This is a genomic window from Marinomonas posidonica IVIA-Po-181 (assembly GCF_000214215.1).
Lineage (GTDB): Bacteria > Pseudomonadota > Gammaproteobacteria > Pseudomonadales > Marinomonadaceae > Marinomonas > Marinomonas posidonica.
In genome coordinates, this window is sequence record NC_015559.1 from 3,728,970 (window position 1) to 3,749,252 (window position 20,283).

Sequence of the window (20,283 nt, forward strand, 5' to 3'; positions counted from 1 at the left end):
AAACAGTCGTTTAATAATCCATCAAATTTAGCGGAGAATCATGACGATAAAGTGACCGCCCGACCTTTTCATCATAGCAACACGAATGCCATAGGCGTCGCCAACAATCAAAACTCCGTCGCAAAAAGGCCAACAATCTATATTGGACTCGAATCTAAACCGCTCCTCGCAATTGTAACAATTCTGTCATGAGATGAGATTAAGGTAGCCAACAAGCGTAATAATTTGTTAACGGCAGGTCTTGAATTGAAAATATCCCACGTCACTCGCACAACAACAATGAGTTACCTAATCATTGCGGCCATGCTCATTGCTTTACTTTTGTGGAGCTTAATGCAATTTCGTGGTGCCTTTAAGCAAAGTGATTCATATGCTCAAGTATGGGAATACTCTGCCATTGATTTAAAACAGCAGATTGAAAGCTACCTTTCCTCTGGTGAGGCTTCAACATTACAGTCTGCCCAGGAATTTATTCGAAGCAAAATTTACCCTACATTGGAAACCTTACCGGATGACATCAAAAACCCTATTCAACAACCCCTCGCAGAAATTCAGCAAAGTCTAGAATCGGATGTCAGAGCAGCGGGTAAATTATCCGGTAGTCCATTTGCTTTAATTGAAAACAATGAACGTCAAACCTTGCTCTCTCTCCATGCCTTGGCCGATAAAGTTAGCCTCTATCTTGACAGCAATAGCCTGACTGATGCTGCGCCCTACTTAGCCAATCAGGCCTATTTGTATGCCGACCTTGCCCATGTTAGCGCCGCAAAAAATGAGTACTTAGCGAAGACCACCGAAGAGAACCTTGAACGCTTAAAAGAAGCACTTACTCGCTTTCAAGCCCAGATTAAGACGTTCTCTGAATTACCTATCTTGTCATTAGAGGACGAACAAGACACGGATGCCGAAGATGATCTTTCGGCATTAATGGGCTGGGACACGAATGAAGATGACGACATAGTGGATCCACTCGAAGAAGCCAAAAGTGAGTTACATACTTGGTCACATCGCTACCTTAAAGACGTCAGTTCTAGTCTTACAGGCATTCAACAAGCCACGGCAGCACAAACTAAAATCCGACGACTCATCGGTCAATTGGAAGCAACGTTAAAAGCGGGGACGGCCAATATTCAGCAGAGCGCTGAAGATACGCAACAACAAACACTCATGGCTTTTTCTTTGTTTGTTCTACTCATGGTCATCACCACCATTGCCGTGCATATTTTCCAAAATAAAGTCGTCGTTAAAAGCGCTAAAGATCTTTATAACGCGGTAAAGGAATTGGTTGAACACCAAAACGTCCAAACACTAAAAGTGGGTAAAACCAAGAACGAACTATCGGATGTCGCCCATTATTTAAATCGATACCTAGAACAAGTCAGTGTACAGCGCCAGCAGAGAGACACAGAATTAAACAACATTTCAGAGTCTCTAAATGAAATGCTCACCGCATTCGGCCAAGTACATAAACTCGGAGTGGATTCAAAGCAGAAGCTGGATAACACCCTAGACCTGTCTAGCCAAGTGGAAGTTCTTGCCAACAAAGCCGAGGGGCGAGCCCAAGAAGTGGCGAATTATGCAACAGACACCAACACAGCCATGACACACAGTGTCGATCAGGCGGCGGCATTAGCACAAGCAAATCAGACCACAGTTGAACGACTCGAAAGCAGTCGTAGTGCCCTGAACAATTTGGATAAATCCGTCTCAAGTGCTTCTTCTATTGTTGGTGGTATCAAAGACATTTCGGAACAAACAAACTTGCTTGCTTTGAACGCTGCCATTGAAGCGGCTCGTGCGGGAGAGCATGGACGAGGCTTTGCTGTTGTCGCATCGGAAGTCAGAACTCTTTCAAGCCGAACCCAGCAATCATTAGAAGAAATTACAGACATTTTTGCTTCTTTGAACTCCGCCACTGGGAAGCTCAAAAAGAACATCGAATTAATTGAGCATGCCTCTCAGGAGCAAATCACTCTTACCCAAGCGCTTGGGCAATCCGCTCAAGACGTTTTAGAAAAGTCACAACAATCCACTCATCTCGCCAAAAAAGCATCAGGCTATGCGGCTGAACAAAAAACAGGCATGAATCGTTTAAACGAGGCGGTAGTACAGATACGTGAACAAGCCAATGAGTCAGAAGCCTTTATGTCACGAGTAACGGACAATATTAAGCAGAAAATCCAAGACATCACCACCACACTTGGCATCCGCTAGCCAAGCATTTCTCATTCATAAAAAATCCAGCCTGAGCTGGATTTTTTATTCAAGTGAGCAAATAAAGACCTTTAAAATAACACTCGAGCTTTAATGGTGCCGTCGACTTCTTTGACTTTTTCCAAAGCCAACTCTCCGGTTTCCGCATCCACATCCATTACCATGTAACCGAGTTTTTCCGTTGTACGCAAATACTGGCCAGTAATGTTAATACCATGTTCAGAGAAAATAGCATTAATGCGTGATAGCACTCCTGGGCGGTTTTCATGGATATGAAGAATACGATGATTGTCTGCTTGTGCTGGCAAGGCTACCTCAGGGAAGTTCACCGCAGCAATGGTCGTACCCACATCAGAGAACTTAACCAATTTTTCAGCGACTTCAACACCAATGTTTTCTTGAGCTTCCATGGTGCTACCACCAATATGTGGTGTCAAAATAACATTATCCAAACCACGTAAAGGAGACACAAACTCCTCATTGTTACCCTTTGGCTCAACAGGGAAAACATCCACCGCCGCACCAGACAGGTCTCCAGCTTTAATCGCTTCCGAAACCGCGCCTAGATCGGCGACTGTACCTCGTGACGCATTCATGAAAATAGAGCCTTTTTTCATGTAAGACACTTCTTTTTCGCCAATCATCAACTTGGTTGAAGCGGTTTCTGGTACATGCAAACTGATGACGTCGCTGGTCGACAACAATTCTTTCAAACTCTTAATTTGGCGTGCGTTACCTAGTGGTAATTTGGTCACAATGTCATAGAAACATACTTCCATGCCTAAGGATTCCGCCAACACACTTAATTGAGTACCAATACTGCCATAGCCGATAATACCCAAACGTTTACCGCGCGTTTCATAAGAACCCACCGCAGATTTAATCCAACCACCACGATGACAAGCCGCATTCTTGGTAGGAATGCCGCGCAACAACAAAATCAATTGACCAAGTACTAATTCAGCCACACTTCGAGTATTGGAGTAAGGGGCATTAAAGACCACAATGCCTTTTGCACTCGCCGCATCTAAATTAACCTGATTGGTACCAATACAAAAACAACCAATCGCCGCTAGTTTATTCGCATGAGAAAGTACTTTTTCAGTTAACTGAGTACGAGAACGAATACCAATAAAGTGAGCATCGGCAATTTTTTCGATCAACTCGTCTTCAGCCAATGCTGTCTTATGGTATTCAATGTTGGTATAGCCTGCGTCTTGCAATGCATCCAAAGCGGATTGATGGACGCCTTCCAATAACAAAATTTTGATTTTTGCTTTGTCTAATGAAGTATTGCTCATGGCTCGTTCGACTTCTCTGTTTTTAGGGTGGGGGAAATTTACGGCGATATGTTAACACAGAACATTCTATGTCGTATTCAGAATACTGGAATGTGATTCATTATGATAAGAACAAAACTCATGAATAATAGGATGGCATCGAATTTGCCACCCTATTACGGCTCAGCTTAAACAGACTTTCTTTGTAAATAAACACCGGTTTCCACATGATGGGTATAAGGAAATTGGTCGAACATGGCATATCGAACCACTTGGTGAGTGCTCGCCAGTGATTCCAAATTCGCTTTCAAGGTTTCTGGGTTACAGGAAATATAAAGAATCTCATCGACTTTACGAATCAACTCAATGGTTGCCTCATCTAAACCGGCTCGTGGTGGGTCCACCAGCACCACGGAAGGCGAAAGCGTTTCCATACCGGCTTGCAATAAACTCTTTGGTAATTCAGTCTCACCATTCAATGCCGCCGCCACATCTTCACTGGCCATTTTCACGACCTGAACATTCTGCATGCCATTAATGGCAATGTTCAATTGCGCTGAATTAACCGATACTTTTGAAATTTCAGTTGCCACGACACGATCAAAATGTCGCGCTAATGGAATCGAAAAATTACCATTACCACAATACATCTCTAATAGATCGCCACTTGCCTGTTTGGTCACATCCAATGCCCAAGTCAGCATTTTTTCATTAATACCCGCATTAGGTTGCGTAAAACTGTTTTCCACTTGTTGATAATGAAACTTTTGACCATTCACGGTTAAGGTTTCCATGACAAAATCGCGAGTAAGCACTTGCTTACGCTTGCGGCTTCGACCAATAAAATGACAAGCAGGAAACGCTTTATTCAATTCACCTGCTGCCGCATTCCATTCATCATCAATTGGCTTGTGGTACAAAAGACTGATCAGGGCTTCGCCCGTTGTTGTGGTTAAGAAATCCACCTGAAACAATTTATGACGCAACACGGTCACGTCACGAATGGCGTCCAACAACTCTGGCATCAACGTATTAATCAAGGCTGACGCCGCTAAAAATTGGTCTGTACGGATCGGTGTCCTAGGGTCCGCTGAATCAAACATGGCATAAAACAAATCATCGCCATCATGCCAAATACGGAATTCAGCACGCATACGATAGTGACATGGTTCACTGTCAAAGACTTCCATTTCCGGCAGGCCTAGATCGGCCATTAATTGATTCAGCCCAGCTTGTTTCTCCGCTAACTGTTGTTGATATTTCTCAGGTTGGATCTGATCCGGTCTCATGACATGTTCTCTATGATGGCGATGGTTATACAGGTACCATTGACGAATAAAAGCGCGGCATTATACGAGTTCCTGCCGCACAAATCTAATGCAATGGAAATGTACGAAAAATCGAAAAAGCAACCAAATACCTACTTTACTTTAGATACTGTGGTCCAAGAAGGATTACCAAGGCCATAGTCAATGAAAATTTACCCTGATAATCGTCCTCGGCTTCATGGGTGAATTGTGGTTTTAATTGGACACTTAACCAGTCTCGATACAGTCGTCGTTCGTATTGTACATTATATAAGAAACTATCAGGTTCAAGACTGTGATCACCAGACTGCAAAAAGCTAAGCTGGTAGCTCATGCTATTTTTGTCATCGATTGCATGATACGCAAACACGTTTTCACGTCCATAGAACTCACCTTCTTGATCCAACCAAACGACACTAAAATCCGCCCCATAATGGAATCTATCTTGCGGGTAAAGAGAAACACTCACACCATATCGAGCCCCTACACCTTTGGAATAATACGCAAAACCTTCTTGCTTCTGATACCAGCGCCAACCACCATGATCATGACCTTGGTTAAAGCGTAGGCGCATAAATGGATCTAATGGAAAATCCACCAGCACACCCGCATCAAAATCAGCACCTAAATCTTCTCGGACAAAATTCACCGCCGCTGAAAAGCTGGTTTTGAATGCCGATTCAACCACTGAGCCTTGCTGTGATGACTCGCCAAGCTCATTCTCAGGAATGATCGAATCACCATTCGACTCAATCACAAATCGTAAGCGCTTTTCGGTATTCGGCAGCTTCATCCGCGCACTGAAATCAAAAAATCCCGACGAGTCCTCTTCTTCAAAAATGGGGCCAAACCGCATCCGAACAAAACTGTCTGACTGACCATCACTGTCTTTGCCGGATAAAAAAGCGTCGGTACTATTTGACCAACGCCCAATGGTCCGTGAAACATTCGTATGAGTGCTTTGCCACCAGGCTGAATCCGGCTCTTCCTCTAAAGGCTCCACAAGGTCATCAGCATAACCAAAATTCGACAGCACTAAGAGCCCCCCCGTCAGTAGACAGCAGTGAAAATGACATCTCATTGAGGTCTTAATCTCTTAACATTTGCTGAATCATCAAAGAAGAGTTCTCGGCAGCAATTTTCAAATACTCTTCAAAGCTCTTAGGAGACTCTTTGCCTGCGATATCAGACAAGGCTCTCACCACCACAAATGGGGTCTCAAATTTAAAACAAACTTGCGCGACGGCCGCCGCTTCCATTTCAACCGCCACCAACGCAGGGAAGATCTCGCGAACAGACGCGACTCTGACAGGATCACTCATGAAACTGTCACCGGTTCCAATTAAGCCCACCTTGGCGCGAGCATCCGTCGCGGAAGCAACCGCTTGTCGAGCTTTGTCGACTAATGCGGTATCCGATTGGTAAGCTTCTGGCATACTGGGCACTTGCCCCATCACATAACCAAAAGCCGTGACATCAACGTCATGGTGTATTACTCGATCCGAAATCACCACATCACCCACTTGCAATTCTGGATCATAGCCACCAGCAGAACCGATGTTAATAACATAATCTGGCTTAAATTGAGAGAGTAAAAGCGTCGTCGACAAGGCTGCATTAACCTTACCAATACCCGACTTCAATAACACCACTTCCTTGCCTTCAAACTGTCCGATAAAAAAATTACAACCCGCAATGGTTTGTTCCGTGACATCCGTCATCCAAGCTTTAATGACCGCCACTTCCTCGTCCATGGCACCAATCAATCCAATCACACTCATACTGACTCCTAATTCATTTCTTAAAGCACGACGTGTCGTACAAACTGTTTAATTTTTTCACCCGAATGGGGCGATGGTATTTTATATAAAGCCACAGTATCTGGTTTATCTTGCCAACCTTGAATTGCGAAAAGACGAACATCAGGAAACCTATTTTGCAATTGCATCAACAATGCATTGGGTTGCGGCTCTAGCAACACAATGACGGCATCAGAATGATACGGTAATACCAAATCAAAACTCGACAAATCCGCTAACCATTGAGTCGTCACCTGCTGTGCCTCTAACTCGCTATACCAAATGGCTTTTGTCACTCGACTGCCGCCCACCATAATCCAAGACTGACCTTGTTCAGGATGGTAAGCCGGCATAATACCATCACGCTGCAGCGCTTGAGCCAAGACCTGATATAAGCTGTAATCAAAGGGACAACCGAATAAATGAAAGACCTGCTCATCCAGCGTTTGTAATGGCGTACTGTTCACCCAAACGATCGGTAGATTATTTCGATCATGTTTCACCTGTAGGGCCTTGGTCATTTTATGCTGCCCTTCTCGGTCCTGATCACAGCCAATTAAAATGGCATCAAACTTCACAATGGTGGTGGATTGAGTAAAAAAACTGTCCGCCGATACAAAGTCCTTCACTTTACAGCCCAAACGAACAAGCGCGGTGTGAATTAAACCACTGTTGGGGTAATCATTGGCAATCCAAGCCACCAATTTACCGGTTGTCGCCTGCTCTTCTAACGAGCTCATGGGTGTTTGATCTTGTCCTGGACAAACCACAGGTAGATTGAATTGAAGGGCATTATTTCGCAAAATTTTATATTGAGCGCCTAAGTGGTTCGCTAACGTTTTAATCATCCAAATAAACAGATCCCTTGCTGACATGTCGTGCATAGCAACGAGTTCCAATTCATTGCCTTTCATCTGAAGCGATAAACGTCGCTCAGCCATATCGTTAGACATCACCATCATAAAGAGCAATCGCAACAAGGCCATGACCTTGTTATCTACCTCAAGTACTTTAAGTGACACAGGCAGGGCAATATCCAATAAAGCACGATTTGCTTCAACCCCCATTGCCTCCATTACCTTAGCACTTTCAGTCATGAGAGCCTCCCCCAAGATTACTTCACGCGCCGTATCATCAGGACGACCAATATCCTCTAAAATCGATAGTGTTAAACTCAACCAACCTTGAAATTGCTGTGTTTTTATTGTGCTGGGTAACTGTGTTAAATACACCAGTTCTTGTTGCAGTGCTTGAGCATCCACCTTTTTCTCCATCGCACTTGATAATGGCTGCAATTGATCAAGTTGCCACTTCAGACTGGTTTCTTGCGTGACATTCCGTCCTACCAATAAGATCCCGCGATAACCTAATTCATTGTGATAAGAAAATGCCTGCCACTGATAAATCCGCCCCAATCTATCGATTGTTAATTCAAAGCTGCGCCCAACCGCACCTTTTAACGCTTCTTGAATAATTTGATGGCAGGATATAGGCAAAAAGTCGAATAAGGTACGAGATCGTTCAGCCTCAGGGAAGATCTCTTTAGCTTCCATATTAAGGACTTGTAATTCCGCCACTTCGTTACTGAAAATAATGGCACTATGAACCGATTCAGAGAGCAGACTAAATTGATCGTCTTTCGCCTTAATGGCTGCTCGATAATGACTAGTCTGCTCTTGAATCGGCTGTAATTCATCGAACAATGGCAGGGGTTCTTCCCGCCGGTAAATAGTCTGTTCAAGAGGTACAAAGAGCAATTTTTTGATGTAGATATTTACGAGCCAATAAAAACCCAGCAAACTCACCGCGACAAACAGCAACAAAGGCAATGCGACGCGTAGAGAATCGCTCAGTATGTTTTCTGCTTGTTCTATTTCAAGCCGGAATGCACCTTGTAATGCAGAATCCAATTGAAAAGCATAAGACAAGGTCGGAACAGATGGATCATTATTATCCGATGAGGCTTCTTCTAACAGCAAACGATTATTCAACTCATCAAACAAGCGTACAGCCGTCACTTGAGCGCTTGATAACAACTCGTTGCCTAACGTTAAATTATCATTCAGCGAAATAAAGCCATATAGAAACCCAAGGTTTTCCATCTCAGAAGAGAGTATTTTTTTCTTATACATTAATAAAATAGCGTCATCTTTTGTTACCACCGACACCCATCGACTGATTTGACCTTTTGCCAACAGTGGATGAAAATCGGCTTGTGTAAACAGGCGAGCTCTCGGGTCCATGGCATGAAAGTCGTCTCTCCAATCTATGTAGAAGAAATCCAAACCGCCAGAAAACAGAATATCGTGATGACTAAACAGCAGGTCCAGCGCTTGGCCTACTTCGTAATCCCTGACAGTCAGATCCTGTACAATAAATCTCATCTCTGATTCCGCACGGACCAGATAAGAAGCCAATGTCTGTTCCACGATTTGATGCTTTAATTGCAGTGCTTGCTGGGCAGAGGATCGATCATAAGTACTGGTAAAATACAGCACACCCAAAACAATTATAATCATTAGGGATGCTGTCATTAACAACAAAGTCTGCTTAAGCCGATCTTTCAAACTAATACTTACTGCCATTTTTTCACCGAATAATGATAAGCCTGTTGCAACATCAACCCCAAACTTTCTGGATCTATGTCTTCCGGTAGTAAAGGTGATCTCGCCATATAAAGGTTTGGTAGGTTTCGCCCTTCTAAATCCAACTTAATGGCTTCTGCTATCGCGATGGATAAATCGTCCCAGTAAAATAAGGTATTCGCTTTGATATGATGGCCTTTTAGTTCAACCAATTGAGCACTAAAGGCTCCCCAAACATTTGTCTGAACTCTGTTATAGGCTTCGTTTTTTCTTAACACCTGCAGTACACCTGCCGCAATATTCTGCGAACAACTGAAAATAAAGTCCGTTTCTTGATTCGACAACAGGGTTTCTGTTCGCTTAGCCGCTTGCTGCACATCATCTGCAACAATATAAATGCTCTCTACTTCACGTCCATAGCGATTCATCTCATCTAAGAAACCATCACAACGCATTTGCCCTAAATAACTTTCAGGTAGAACCAGAGCTGAAATACGAGCCGTTGACGATAATTGGCGATCCAGATAACTGGCCAACATCTGTACCGTCTTGAATTGATCAAACCCTACATACATTAAAGGTGGTCGTGGCAGCCAATGCACTATTGGCGTCGCAAAATCGAATAAAATGAGCTTACCTTGCCCTTGAATCAAAAATCGTTCAAAAAGCCGACGCAGACTGGCATTGAATTGTGTCGCAATGATGTAATCTGACTCCATCTCAATCACAGGTAGATGTGCAATAAAATCAGTACCGTAACCAGATCGATCAACATAGGTATCCAAGCGATACACTACGCCTAACTCACGCATGCGTTTTTTAAAAGCCCTCAACATTAATCGATTTTGCCAACCATCTACGTCTCCAAACAATAGAAAGACAACACGAATGGGCTCTTGTTGAGATATTCGAAGAGGGTTCGGTGGCGAATTAACAAGCGTCGTAAATTGCTCAGACAGAGGACTTTGTTGAGGTAGCAGCTGAAAAAAAGACTGTTCTGTCATCACCTCTTCAGCAAAACTGGCTGCCAACAACGGCCCGCTAACACTAGCAAGATTCAAGCATAAGATGAGCAGCAGTCGTCGCATTTTCCAGCCTAATCGGATCATTCCCTATTATTATCCCAAAATATCTAACTTTCAGCGAATGGGAAACAACAAATGCGTTAGGAGACGTAAATAAATGCTAGAAACAGCAAGCACGAAAAGAAAAGCATATTTCAGACATAAAAAAAGCCGACATAAAGTCAGCTTTTTTTAAAATATGGTGCGGAAGGAGAGACTCGAACTCTCACGCCGTGAAGCACTGGAACCTAAATCCAGCGTGTCTACCAATTCCACCACTCCCGCAAGGAATGGCGAGCATTATAGGCAAATCATTTTGGTGGTCAACTGTTTTTTACTAGTTTTCATAAAAAAAGTAAAAAAAATCCCATTCCCAAGCCTTATACTCGCTTAAACCTGTTTAAGCCTTAGAAAGTACGACCATCACTGTACTCGCCATGCTCATAACGAACCGCCATCTCTTCTAGGTCAATGGTCTTAATGCGTGACGCCTGACCAGCACAACCAAAGGCTTCATAGCGATCAATACACACCGCTTTCATCGCCTTAATACTTTCTGTTAAGTATTTACGAGGGTCAAAATTGCCTTTGTGCTCTGCCAAACTGCGACGAATTGCCCCTGTGGCCGCTAGGCGTAAATCTGTGTCTATATTCACTTTACGAACACCATAACGAATGGCTTTGACAATCTCTTCAACTGGTACACCATAGGTTTCAGGAATTTCACCACCAAACTCATTGATGATGGCTAGCCAATCTTGCGGCACCGAAGATGAACCATGCAACACAATGTGGGTATTCGGCAAACGCTCAACAATGGTCGCAATGCGTTCAATGTCCAAGATATCGCCGGTAGGTGGACGAGTAAACTTATAAGCACCATGACTAGTACCAATGGCGACGGCCAAAGCGTCAATACCCGTTGCATTGACAAAATCCACCGCTTCTTGAGGATCCGTTAACATCTGATCATGCGACAGGATACCTTCCGCGCCGACACCATCCTCTTCACCCGCTTGACCTGTTTCAAGAGAACCTAGTACACCGAGTTCACCCTCGACAGACACACCACAAGCATGAGCAAACTCCACCGTGCGACGTGTCACATCCACATTATATTCGTAACTGGCAGGGGTTTTACCATCGGCCATAAGAGAGCCGTCCATCATCACAGACGAAAAACCCAATTGAATAGAGCGCTGACAGATCGCTGGCGACGTACCATGATCTTGGTGCATCACCACAGGAATATGAGGGAAGTCTTCGATTGCCGCGGCAATCAAATGACGAAGAAAGTGTGATCCAGCGTACTTTCGAGCCCCAGCTGAAGCCTGCATAATAACCGGCGAATTCACTTCGTTAGCCGCTTCCATAATGGCTTTCACTTGCTCCATGTTATTCACATTAAAAGCAGGTAAGCCGTAGCTATGTTCGGCGGCATGATCCAATAGTTGGCGCATACTGATTAAAGGCATAAAAAAGTTTCCTCTGACAATTTGTCTAATATTGTATTTATGACAGATTAAGTGATGTTTCCATTCACTCTGTTTTTAATCACAACTTCTGCTAATCACAGTTGTCATGTGGCTTACGCCTTATCGTTATTGTCATACTCAACTTAATGTCGAGTAGGTCACTCTCTCGTAGATCGTCGCTGGCGGTTCAGTCACCAGCGACTTAGGCTGTTAGCCCTTATTATGTAAAACAGTCTTATGCTGTTCTTTATAGTATTAATTTTGCGCGCGTGATTCTAACATAGCAACCGCTGGTAACACTTTTCCTTCAACAAACTCAAGAAAAGCGCCACCACCAGTTGAAATATAAGACACTTGCCCAGCAATGTCATATTTGTCGACTGCAGCTAACGTATCGCCGCCACCAGCAATCGAGAAACCAGCACTGTTCGCAATCGACATAGACAAGGCTTTCGTACCTTCACCAAATTGATCAAATTCAAACACCCCCACTGGGCCATTCCAGATAATGGTTTGCGATTCTTCTAATAAGGCTGAAAAAGCAGCGGCGGCCTTTGGGCCAATATCCAAAATCATATCATCCGCTGCCACGTCTTTAGCATCTTTGATCGTCGCCTTAGCATCCGCAGCAAACTCGGTGGCCACAACAACATCTTCAGGTAATGGAATGCTGGTTTTCGCCATCAAGGCTTTTGCTTGCGGAATCAAGTCTTCTTCATACAATGATTTCCCCACGGGAAAACCCGCGGCGGCTAAGAAAGTATTGGCAATTCCACCACCCACAATCAATTGGTCTACCTTGTCAGACAAGGACTCCAATACTGTCAATTTGGTCGATACTTTAGAACCACCGACAATGGCCGCCATTGGACGAGCAGGATTTGCCAAGGCTTTTTCCAATGCATCTAGCTCAGTGGCCAACAAAGGACCCGCACAGGCAACTGGCGCAAATTTCGCAACACCATGAGTAGAAGCTTGAGCTCGGTGTGCCGTCCCAAAAGCATCCATCACAAAAACATCACATAAGGCCGCCATTTTCTTCGCTAAGGCTTCATCGTCTTTCTTTTCACCTGGGTTAAAGCGCACGTTTTCCACCAAGACTAATTGCCCTGCTGTCACCTCAACACCGTCCAACCAATCTTTCACTAAGGGTACATCTTGACCCAATAAAGCCGACAAGTGTTGCGCTACTGGCAACATAGAGAATTCTTCTTCGTACTGACCTTCTGTTGGACGACCAAGATGCGACATCACCATGACTCTGGCGCCAGCCTCTAATGCCAACTTAATGGTCGGCAAGGCAGCACGAATTCGAGCATCACTGGTAACCTTGCCATTTTTCACTGGCACATTAAGGTCTTCGCGGATCAATACACGCTTATTCGCCAGATCCAAGTCTTTCATCTTAATTACTGTCATAGGAATGCCCTCAATAGTTTTCGTTACTAAGCCATGCCTTAATGCATGACACTCGCCCAATACTTAGCCACGTCCAACATTCGGTTGGCGTAGCCCCATTCGTTATCAAACCAACATAATATTTTCACCATGTGACCATCAATGACTTGCGTTTGAGTACCATCAATAATCACGGAGCGTGGATCATGATTAAAATCCACCGACGCGTGGGCCTCTGTTGTGAACCCCATTAAACCAGCATATTTATCATTCGCCGCTTGCTGCAACTGCGCATTGACCTGTTCCACAGTGACAGGCTGCTCGGTTCGTAACACCAGATCAATCAAGGACACATTCAAGGTCGGAACACGCACCGCATTACACCCCATCTTGCCATCTAGCTCTGGCATTAATCGAGTAATGCCTCGCGCTAAACCGGTATCCACTGGAATGATAGAGCTCAGTGCGGCACGGGTTAAACGCAGATCTTTGGTGTGATAACCATCAATGACGGGCTGATCATTCATCGCCGAGTGGATCGTTTGGCTGGTACCATGTAGCACACCGGCAAACTGCTGAACCGTCTCCAACACAGGAATAAGGCAATTGGTTGTACATGATGCGGCCGAGACAATCTGATGTTGCGCCGTTAATTCATGATGATTGAAACCATATACCAAAGTACTGTCCACATCGGAACCCGCCGGTTGTGACAAAAGTAATCTCGGCACACCTGCGTCTAAATAAGCCTGAGCACCATCACGATCACTGAAACTGCCAGAACATTCTAACACTAGGTCTAACTCTAATGATTGCCAATCCACACCCTCTGGCTGTGCACTCGAAAAGCACTGAATAGTGTCATCACCGATTTGCAATGTATTGCCTTGCGTCGCAACAGACTGAGGAAAGCGACCATGCGTCGTGTCATAACGGGTGAGGTAACTCATTGTCTCGACATCAGACAATTCATTAATTGCCACCACTTGAATGTGGTCGCGGAAATTATTTTCGTATAAGGCTCGCAACACTGAACGCCCTATTCGACCATAGCCATTAATGGCGACTCGTAACATAGTCCTACTACTTCATCGCAAAAGGAAAGAAAAAAGAGACGCGCGTACGCGTCTCTTTTCAGTATCGATCAATATTACGCCGTTAGAACTTTCTCTGCCGTCGCAACCACATTTTCAACGGTGAAACCAAAGTGCTTAAGCAAATCACCGCCCGGCGCTGATTCACCAAAGGTAGACATGCCTACCATCGCACCGTCAAAGCCAACGTACTTGTACCAGTAATCCACATGCGCAGCTTCAATGGCAACCCGTTTAGTGACAGACGCTGGCAAGACAGATTCTTTATAAGCCGCATCTTGCGCGTCAAAGGTGCTTGTAGAAGGCATTGAAACAACACGAACCTTTTTACCTTTTGCCGTTAACGCTTCAGCAGAAGACATGGCGAGACCCACTTCAGAACCCGTCGCGATCAAGATAAGCTCTGGCGTGCCAGTGCAATCTTGTAACACATAACCGCCTTTCTCGACATTCGCTAGAGTCGCTGCATCACGCGCTTGAGCTGGTAGGCCTTGACGAGAGAATACCAAAGACGTTGGACCATCACGACGCTCGATCGCGGCTTTCCAAGCAACCGCGGTCTCAGCCGCATCACATGGACGCCAAACCGACATATTCGGAGTCATTCGCAAATTAGCAAGCTGTTCAACTGGTTGGTGAGTTGGGCCGTCTTCCCCTTGACCAATGGAGTCATGAGTGTAAACAAAAACGTTTTGAATCCCCATCAAAGCCGACATACGTACCGCATTACGCGCGTATTCCATAAACATCATGAAAGTCGCACCATAATTGATGAAACCACCATGTAATGATGCTCCGTTCATGATGCCACTCATACCAAACTCACGCACACCGTAGTATACATAGTTACCCGCAGGGTCATCTTGAATGCCTTTAGAACCAGACCAAAGCGTCAAGTTAGAGCCAGCAAGGTCAGCTGAACCACCTAATAGTTCAGGTAAGATGGCACCAAATGCGCCAATGGCATTTTGTGAGGCTTTACGACTGGCAATGCTTTCGCCTTTATCTTGGCACTCTTGGATGAAAGCTTGCGCCTTTTCTTCAAAGTCCGCTGGCAAATCACCTTTGATGACACGACGCTCAAATTCAGCCGCCAATTCAGGGTAAGCGGCTTGATAGGCTGCAAATTTCGTTTGCCATTCCGTTTCGCGAGTCGCGCCCGCTTCTTTAGCATCCCAACCTGCATACACATCGGCAGGCACTTCAAATGGCGCATGTGACCAGCCTAAAAACTCACGTGCCGCCGCAATTTCTGCGTCACCCAGTGGTGCACCATGACAATCATGGCTGCCAGACTTATTAGGTGAGCCAAAACCAATGATGGTTTTGCAACAAATCAATGATGGTTTACCCGTTTCGGCTTTCGCGGCATCAATCGCAGCTTTAATGGCTTCAGGATCATGACCATCCACATCCGCAATGACATGCCAACCATAAGATTCAAAACGCTTCGGCGTGTCGTCCGTAAACCAACCTTCAACATGACCGTCAATGGAAATGCCATTGTCATCCCAGAAAGCGACCAACTTGCCCAAACCTAACGTGCCAGCAAGTGAACAAGCTTCATGTGAAATACCTTCCATCAAACAACCGTCACCTAGGAAGCAGTAGGTGTTGTGATCAACAACGTCATGACCTTCTCGGTTAAATTGCGCCGCCAAGGTTTTTTCCGCAATCGCCATACCAACCGCGTTACTGATACCGGCACCCAATGGTCCCGTGGTTGTTTCAACGCCATCGGTATAACCGTATTCTGGGTGACCTGGTGTTTTAGAGTGTAACTGACGGAATTGCTTTAGCTCTTCGATTGGCAAGTTATAGCCAGACAAATGCAACAAAGAATAAATCAACATAGAGCCATGGCCGTTCGACAATACAAAACGGTCACGATCAACCCATTTAGCGTTCGAAGGGTTATGCTTTAAATAATCGTTCCATAGTACTTCGGCAATATCAGCCATCCCCATTGGAGCACCTGGGTGACCTGAGTTAGCTTTTTGTACGGCGTCCATACTGAGTGCGCGTATGGCGTTAGCAAGTTGTTTCCGAGACGACATGTTGGTTCCACTCCTGGTAGCTTAACGAACAATAGAAAGAACATTTTCCATAGGGTAAAGATAGCATGCAATGCCAACCCTACTCATTTGCCTCATTTTTGGGCCAAGAAAAAGTATTTTCATTAAATCTGCACCATCCTAACAAAAAAACCGCCTCTTGCCTCATATAAATCCGCTTTTCATCTTGCCATCTGTGCAATTTTCGGCCATCATCCACCACTACAGCGTCGATTTGTTTCGGCTTGCGGACGCTATATAAAATCAGCTAAACAGAAGCAGCACAGATGCCTGTTTAGCGACCTACATGCTAAGCGGGTTTTTTTATGCCTTTTTAGCGCTTTTTCATTTTTTGATAGAGGCACTAAACATGTCAGAATATTCATTATTTACTTCAGAATCGGTTTCTGAAGGCCACCCAGATAAAATAGCAGACCAAGTTTCCGATGCCATTCTTGATGCCATTTTGGCCGAAGACACTGAAGCACGTGTCGCCTGTGAAACCCTAGTAAAAACCGGCATGGTTTTAGTTGCAGGCGAAGTCCGTACTAATGCTTGGGTCGACATCGAAGAAATTGCACGAGGCGTGATCCGTGAAATTGGTTACAACAGTTCCGACATGGGCTTCGACTGGGAATCATGCGCTGTCATGAACGCCATAGGCAAACAGTCTGCTGACATTGCCGTGGGCGTTGATGAAGCAGGTGAAAAAGAATTGGGCGCAGGTGACCAAGGTTTGATGTTTGGCTTTGCCACCAACGAAACCGATGTATTGATGCCAGCTCCTATTACTTACGCACACCGTCTGGTTGAACGCCAAGCACAGGTTCGTAAAAACGGTACTCTGGACTTCTTGCGCCCTGATGCCAAAAGCCAGGTAACCTTCCGTTATGACGAAAATGGCAAACCTTGTGCAATCGATGCCGTTGTTTTATCGACTCAACATAGTGCAGCGGTAAAACAAGCGGATCTTCGTGAAGCCGTGATGGAAGAAATCATCAAGCCGGTTTTACCAGAAGAGTGGCTATCGAAAGAAACCAAATACTTCATTAACCCAACTGGCCAATTCATTATTGGTGGTCCTGTTGGTGATTGTGGTTTAACCGGTCGTAAAATAATCGTTGATACTTATGGCGGCATGGCTCGTCATGGTGGCGGTGCTTTTTCTGGTAAAGACCCATCAAAAGTTGACCGTTCTGCTGCTTACGCTGGCCGTTACGTGGCGAAAAACATCGTCGCTGCGGGCTTAGCTGACAAGTGTGAGATTCAAGTGTCTTACGCCATTGGTGTTGCTGAACCGACTTCCATCAGCATTAACACTTTCGGCACAGGCAAAATCAGCGACGCGAAAATTGTTGAGCTGGTACGCGAATTATTTGATTTGCGTCCAGCAGGCTTGATAAAAATGTTGGATTTAAAACGCCCAATTTATCTACCAACAGCGGCCTACGGTCACTTTGGCCGTACCGGAGACAACTTCACTTGGGAAAAAACCGACAAAGCCGAGCTATTGCGTAAAGCGGCTGGTTTATAATTGCGTTAATTTCCGCTATAAAAAGCCTTCTTGTGTTGATGCACAAGAAGGCTTTTGTGTTTTTATCTCTTTATCATTAGGACAAGGTATGCGAATCCCAAGAATTTTTATTGACATCGAATTAAGTGAGAACGCAACGATTGCCTTGCCTGACACCAGTTTTCAACATCTCTGTAAGGTTCTAAGATTAAAGTCAGGCCATCCCATACGAGTATTCAATGGTCTAGGTGGACAATTCCATGCCACCTTATGTGACGTTGAAAAGCGCACAGCCAGCATTGCGATCGGAGCATTTGAAGCCTTAAACAATGAATCTGCCGTCAAGGTAACCATAGGTCAGACCTTATCCCGTGGTGAGCGCATGGACTACGCCATTCAAAAATCGGTCGAAGCTGGTGTGTTTGCAATCCAGCCCTTATTAAGTGAACGCTGCGAGGTAAAATTAGAAGACAAACGCATGCAAAAACGTTTGTCTCATTGGCAGCAAGTTGCCACCAGCGCGGCCGAACAATGTGGCCGTGGAATCGTACCAATCGTGCATCCACCCTTAGAGTTAACCGAATGGGTTGGGGATTGTAACGATATGTTAAAATTCACCTTACATCATCATAGTGCCAAACCCATCAAACAGTTTGATCTGCCCACCCATAAACACATTGCTTTACTCATAGGACCGGAAGGTGGATTAACCGAAAATGAAGTGCAACACTCTGAAAAACAAGGGTTTAACCCTATCACATTAGGGCCACGAGTATTGCGCACAGAAACCGCCCCCGTGGTCGCACTGAGTGTAATTCAAACCCTGTGGGGGGATATCCACTAAACGAAACAATTAATACTGGCTAACAGAACTGCTACATATTCTTAAAGAAAATCCCTTTAAGATTTTATCCAGTGAAATTTTAAGGATACGCGATCATATGCTTTACCGAACTGCTTTAACTTGCATGCTCTACATAGGGACATTTGTTCTGCCTGCAAACAGCTATGCATTAACATTAGAGCAAGCGACTTACACCGCCATTGAAAACAGTCCTACCGTCATGCAAGCCATCGCAAAATACCGCGAATCCAAAGAAAATGCTGATCTCGCACGACGTAATGGCTATTACCCAAGTGTTGACCTAGCGGCTGGCATTGGCCATGAAACCACTTACGGCGATGATGATTCATCGGATGACATTGGCCTTACTCGCCGAGAGCTATCTTTATCCTTGAATCAACCTATTTTCAGTGGCTTCGCCACTCAGAATGAAGTAGATCGCTTAAACAGTGAGGCGGAAGCCGATCGCTGGAGCGCTTTAATATCAGTTGAAAATGTCGCTCTTGAAGTTGCGCAGGCTTATGCCAACATCTTACGTTTCCGTGAATTAGTAAATCTGGCAGAAATAAACCTAGACACACACCAACGAATTTACAAACAGATTAAATTGAAAACAGATACCGGCGTTGGGCGTCAATCTGATCTTAGCCAAATCACCGCACGTTTAGCGAAAGCACATGCAAACCACTTCGCCGCCGTAAACAATTTGCGCGACGCTGAAAGTAATTACAACAAAGTCGTAGGCGAGATGCCCCCAAAAGATCTTATCTATCCGGTTCCCGATCGCGCCTTATTGCCCGAAGATTTGGACAGTGCCATTAATCAAGCCTTATCAAAAAACCCTGCCATTGAAGGCGCCTACTGGGACATCGTCGCAACTGAGAACCTTCAGAAAGTTACTGATGCTGATAAATACCCAGACATAAACTTCGTATTAGAAAGAACATGGAACAATAATATCGACGGTGATGAAGGCCCCAATGAAGACCTGATCGCCATGATTCGACTAAATTACAACATTTATAGCGGTGGCTCACTGAAACGTAAAAAACAAGCCGCTGTACAACAGAACATTCAAGCTACGGAAATCCGTCGCAGTACCATTCGTGATACCGAACTCACGGTTCGATTGGCTTGGGCTGCATTTGAAGCAACAACCGGACAAAAAAAGCATATCCGTCAATACGTTATTGCCACTAAAGAATCCCAGGTTGCTTACGAAAAGCAATTTCGTCTTGGACGTCGAACACTGCTAGACGTACTAGACAGTGAAAATGAGCTCTTTCAAGCTCGCCAGGACTATGTCAATGCCGATTACGATGAACTCTTTTCGGAGTTCCGCTTGTTCAATGCCAAAGGCGAATTAATGCGCGCTTTCCGAATTTATCGTCCACCGCTACTGGGTTTTGAAGATGAGTTTGAGACCCCTCAAACAAGCACGCAACCAAAACAAAGTGCCACAGAGGATTTGCAAACCCTAGAATCTAAAGTGGTGCCTGTCGATGGCCTTGACACAACAGACACATCAGCATCAACCGAAAGCCAAACGCCACAAGAAAGTGAGTTATTCCTAGAGGCTGATGAGAACTCAGGAAGCTGGTGATAACAAAAAGGGCGAATTCTGTATTCGCCCTTTTTGTTGACGAGGATCGATGG

At 44.8% G+C, this 20,283-nt stretch carries 14 protein-coding genes, 1 tRNA gene and 1 riboswitch; of the genes, 4 read left to right on the forward strand and 11 right to left on the reverse strand.

The annotated features are described in order from the left end of the window. Positions 1 to 246 precede the first annotated feature (246 nt). Positions 247 to 2,214, forward strand: coding sequence for a methyl-accepting chemotaxis protein (locus MAR181_RS17240; protein WP_245546181.1), 1,968 nt, complete (start codon positions 247 to 249; stop codon positions 2,212 to 2,214). Positions 2,215 to 2,285: 71 nt separating this feature from the next. Here the strand turns inward: MAR181_RS17240 and serA are convergent, their stop codons facing one another. From serA to tkt, 11 genes are all read right to left on the reverse strand, one after another. Beyond that, the gene (serA, locus tag MAR181_RS17245) at positions 2,286 to 3,515 is read right to left on the reverse strand and encodes a phosphoglycerate dehydrogenase (protein ID WP_013797876.1); all 1,230 of its coding nucleotides are present in this window, start codon (positions 3,513 to 3,515) and stop codon (positions 2,286 to 2,288) included. Positions 3,516 to 3,682: 167 nt separating this feature from the next. Next, positions 3,683 to 4,783, reverse strand: coding sequence for a tRNA (uridine(54)-C5)-methyltransferase TrmA (gene trmA / locus MAR181_RS17250; protein ID WP_013797877.1), 1,101 nt, complete (start codon positions 4,781 to 4,783; stop codon positions 3,683 to 3,685). 136 nt (positions 4,784 to 4,919) lie between these two features. Next, positions 4,920 to 5,837 carry a hypothetical protein gene (locus MAR181_RS17255; RefSeq protein ID WP_144011265.1) on the reverse strand — a complete coding sequence of 306 codons (918 nt, stop codon included), beginning with the start codon at positions 5,835 to 5,837 and terminating at the stop codon, positions 4,920 to 4,922. 52 nt (positions 5,838 to 5,889) lie between these two features. Continuing rightward, positions 5,890 to 6,582, reverse strand: a complete 693-nt coding sequence (gene mtnN / locus MAR181_RS17260) for a 5'-methylthioadenosine/S-adenosylhomocysteine nucleosidase (protein ID WP_013797879.1) — start codon at positions 6,580 to 6,582, stop codon at positions 5,890 to 5,892. A gap of 20 nt (positions 6,583 to 6,602) precedes the next feature. Further along, positions 6,603 to 9,185, reverse strand: coding sequence for a hypothetical protein (locus tag MAR181_RS17265; protein WP_013797880.1), 2,583 nt, complete (start codon positions 9,183 to 9,185; stop codon positions 6,603 to 6,605). Further along, a complete protein-coding gene (locus MAR181_RS17270; protein WP_013797881.1) occupies positions 9,176 to 10,273 on the reverse strand; it encodes a substrate-binding domain-containing protein in 1,098 nt (365 codons plus the stop codon). Before MAR181_RS17270 ends, MAR181_RS17265 begins: the two co-directional genes overlap by 10 nt. Positions 10,274 to 10,449: 176 nt before the next feature. After that, positions 10,450 to 10,534 (reverse strand) — tRNA-Leu (locus MAR181_RS17275). Between the two features lie 122 nt (positions 10,535 to 10,656). Next, positions 10,657 to 11,724, reverse strand: a complete 1,068-nt coding sequence (fba, locus tag MAR181_RS17280; protein WP_013797882.1) for a class II fructose-bisphosphate aldolase — start codon at positions 11,722 to 11,724, stop codon at positions 10,657 to 10,659. A 255-nt stretch (positions 11,725 to 11,979) separates the two neighbouring features. Next, positions 11,980 to 13,143: a phosphoglycerate kinase gene (locus MAR181_RS17285; protein ID WP_013797883.1), complete on the reverse strand. Its 1,164-nt coding sequence runs from the start codon at positions 13,141 to 13,143 to the stop codon at positions 11,980 to 11,982. A gap of 38 nt (positions 13,144 to 13,181) precedes the next feature. Beyond that, complete coding sequence (locus MAR181_RS17290) at positions 13,182 to 14,198, reverse strand: type I glyceraldehyde-3-phosphate dehydrogenase (RefSeq protein ID WP_013797884.1); 1,017 nt, start codon at positions 14,196 to 14,198, stop codon at positions 13,182 to 13,184. Positions 14,199 to 14,272: 74 nt separating this feature from the next. Next, the gene (tkt, locus tag MAR181_RS17295) at positions 14,273 to 16,273 is read right to left on the reverse strand and encodes a transketolase (RefSeq protein ID WP_013797885.1); all 2,001 of its coding nucleotides are present in this window, start codon (positions 16,271 to 16,273) and stop codon (positions 14,273 to 14,275) included. 214 nt (positions 16,274 to 16,487) lie between these two features. Then, positions 16,488 to 16,563, forward strand: a riboswitch (SAM riboswitch). Between the two features lie 77 nt (positions 16,564 to 16,640). Here tkt and metK point away from each other — a divergent pair. From metK to MAR181_RS17310, 3 genes are all read left to right on the forward strand, one after another. Next, positions 16,641 to 17,804, forward strand: a complete 1,164-nt coding sequence (metK, locus tag MAR181_RS17300) for a methionine adenosyltransferase (protein ID WP_013797886.1) — start codon at positions 16,641 to 16,643, stop codon at positions 17,802 to 17,804. Positions 17,805 to 17,892: 88 nt separating this feature from the next. Next, entirely contained in the window at positions 17,893 to 18,627 is a 735-nt protein-coding gene (locus MAR181_RS17305; protein ID WP_013797887.1) for a 16S rRNA (uracil(1498)-N(3))-methyltransferase, read from the forward strand. Between the two features lie 97 nt (positions 18,628 to 18,724). After that, complete coding sequence (locus MAR181_RS17310; RefSeq protein ID WP_013797888.1) at positions 18,725 to 20,230, forward strand: TolC family outer membrane protein; 1,506 nt, start codon at positions 18,725 to 18,727, stop codon at positions 20,228 to 20,230. The last annotated feature ends 53 nt before the right edge of the window (positions 20,231 to 20,283 follow it).

Excerpts from the sequence above, each read along its gene's own strand:
- MAR181_RS17270 (WP_013797881.1), bottom strand. The coding sequence starts at position 10,273 with ATGCGACGACTGCTGCTCATCTTATGCTTGAATCTTGCTAGTGTTAGC.
- MAR181_RS17310 (WP_013797888.1), top strand. The coding sequence starts at position 18,725 with ATGCTTTACCGAACTGCTTTAACTTGCATGCTCTACATAGGGACATTT.
- tkt (WP_013797885.1), bottom strand. The coding sequence starts at position 16,273 with ATGTCGTCTCGGAAACAACTTGCTAACGCCATACGCGCACTCAGTATG.
- MAR181_RS17305 (WP_013797887.1), top strand. The coding sequence starts at position 17,893 with ATGCGAATCCCAAGAATTTTTATTGACATCGAATTAAGTGAGAACGCA.
- MAR181_RS17265 (WP_013797880.1), bottom strand. The coding sequence starts at position 9,185 with ATGGCAGTAAGTATTAGTTTGAAAGATCGGCTTAAGCAGACTTTGTTG.
- MAR181_RS17285 (WP_013797883.1), bottom strand. The coding sequence starts at position 13,143 with ATGACAGTAATTAAGATGAAAGACTTGGATCTGGCGAATAAGCGTGTA.
- MAR181_RS17290 (WP_013797884.1), bottom strand. The coding sequence starts at position 14,198 with ATGTTACGAGTCGCCATTAATGGCTATGGTCGAATAGGGCGTTCAGTG.
- mtnN (WP_013797879.1), bottom strand. The coding sequence starts at position 6,582 with ATGAGTGTGATTGGATTGATTGGTGCCATGGACGAGGAAGTGGCGGTC.
- trmA (WP_013797877.1), bottom strand. The coding sequence starts at position 4,783 with ATGAGACCGGATCAGATCCAACCTGAGAAATATCAACAACAGTTAGCG.
- fba (WP_013797882.1), bottom strand. The coding sequence starts at position 11,724 with ATGCCTTTAATCAGTATGCGCCAACTATTGGATCATGCCGCCGAACAT.
- metK (WP_013797886.1), top strand. The coding sequence starts at position 16,641 with ATGTCAGAATATTCATTATTTACTTCAGAATCGGTTTCTGAAGGCCAC.
- serA (WP_013797876.1), bottom strand. The coding sequence starts at position 3,515 with ATGAGCAATACTTCATTAGACAAAGCAAAAATCAAAATTTTGTTATTG.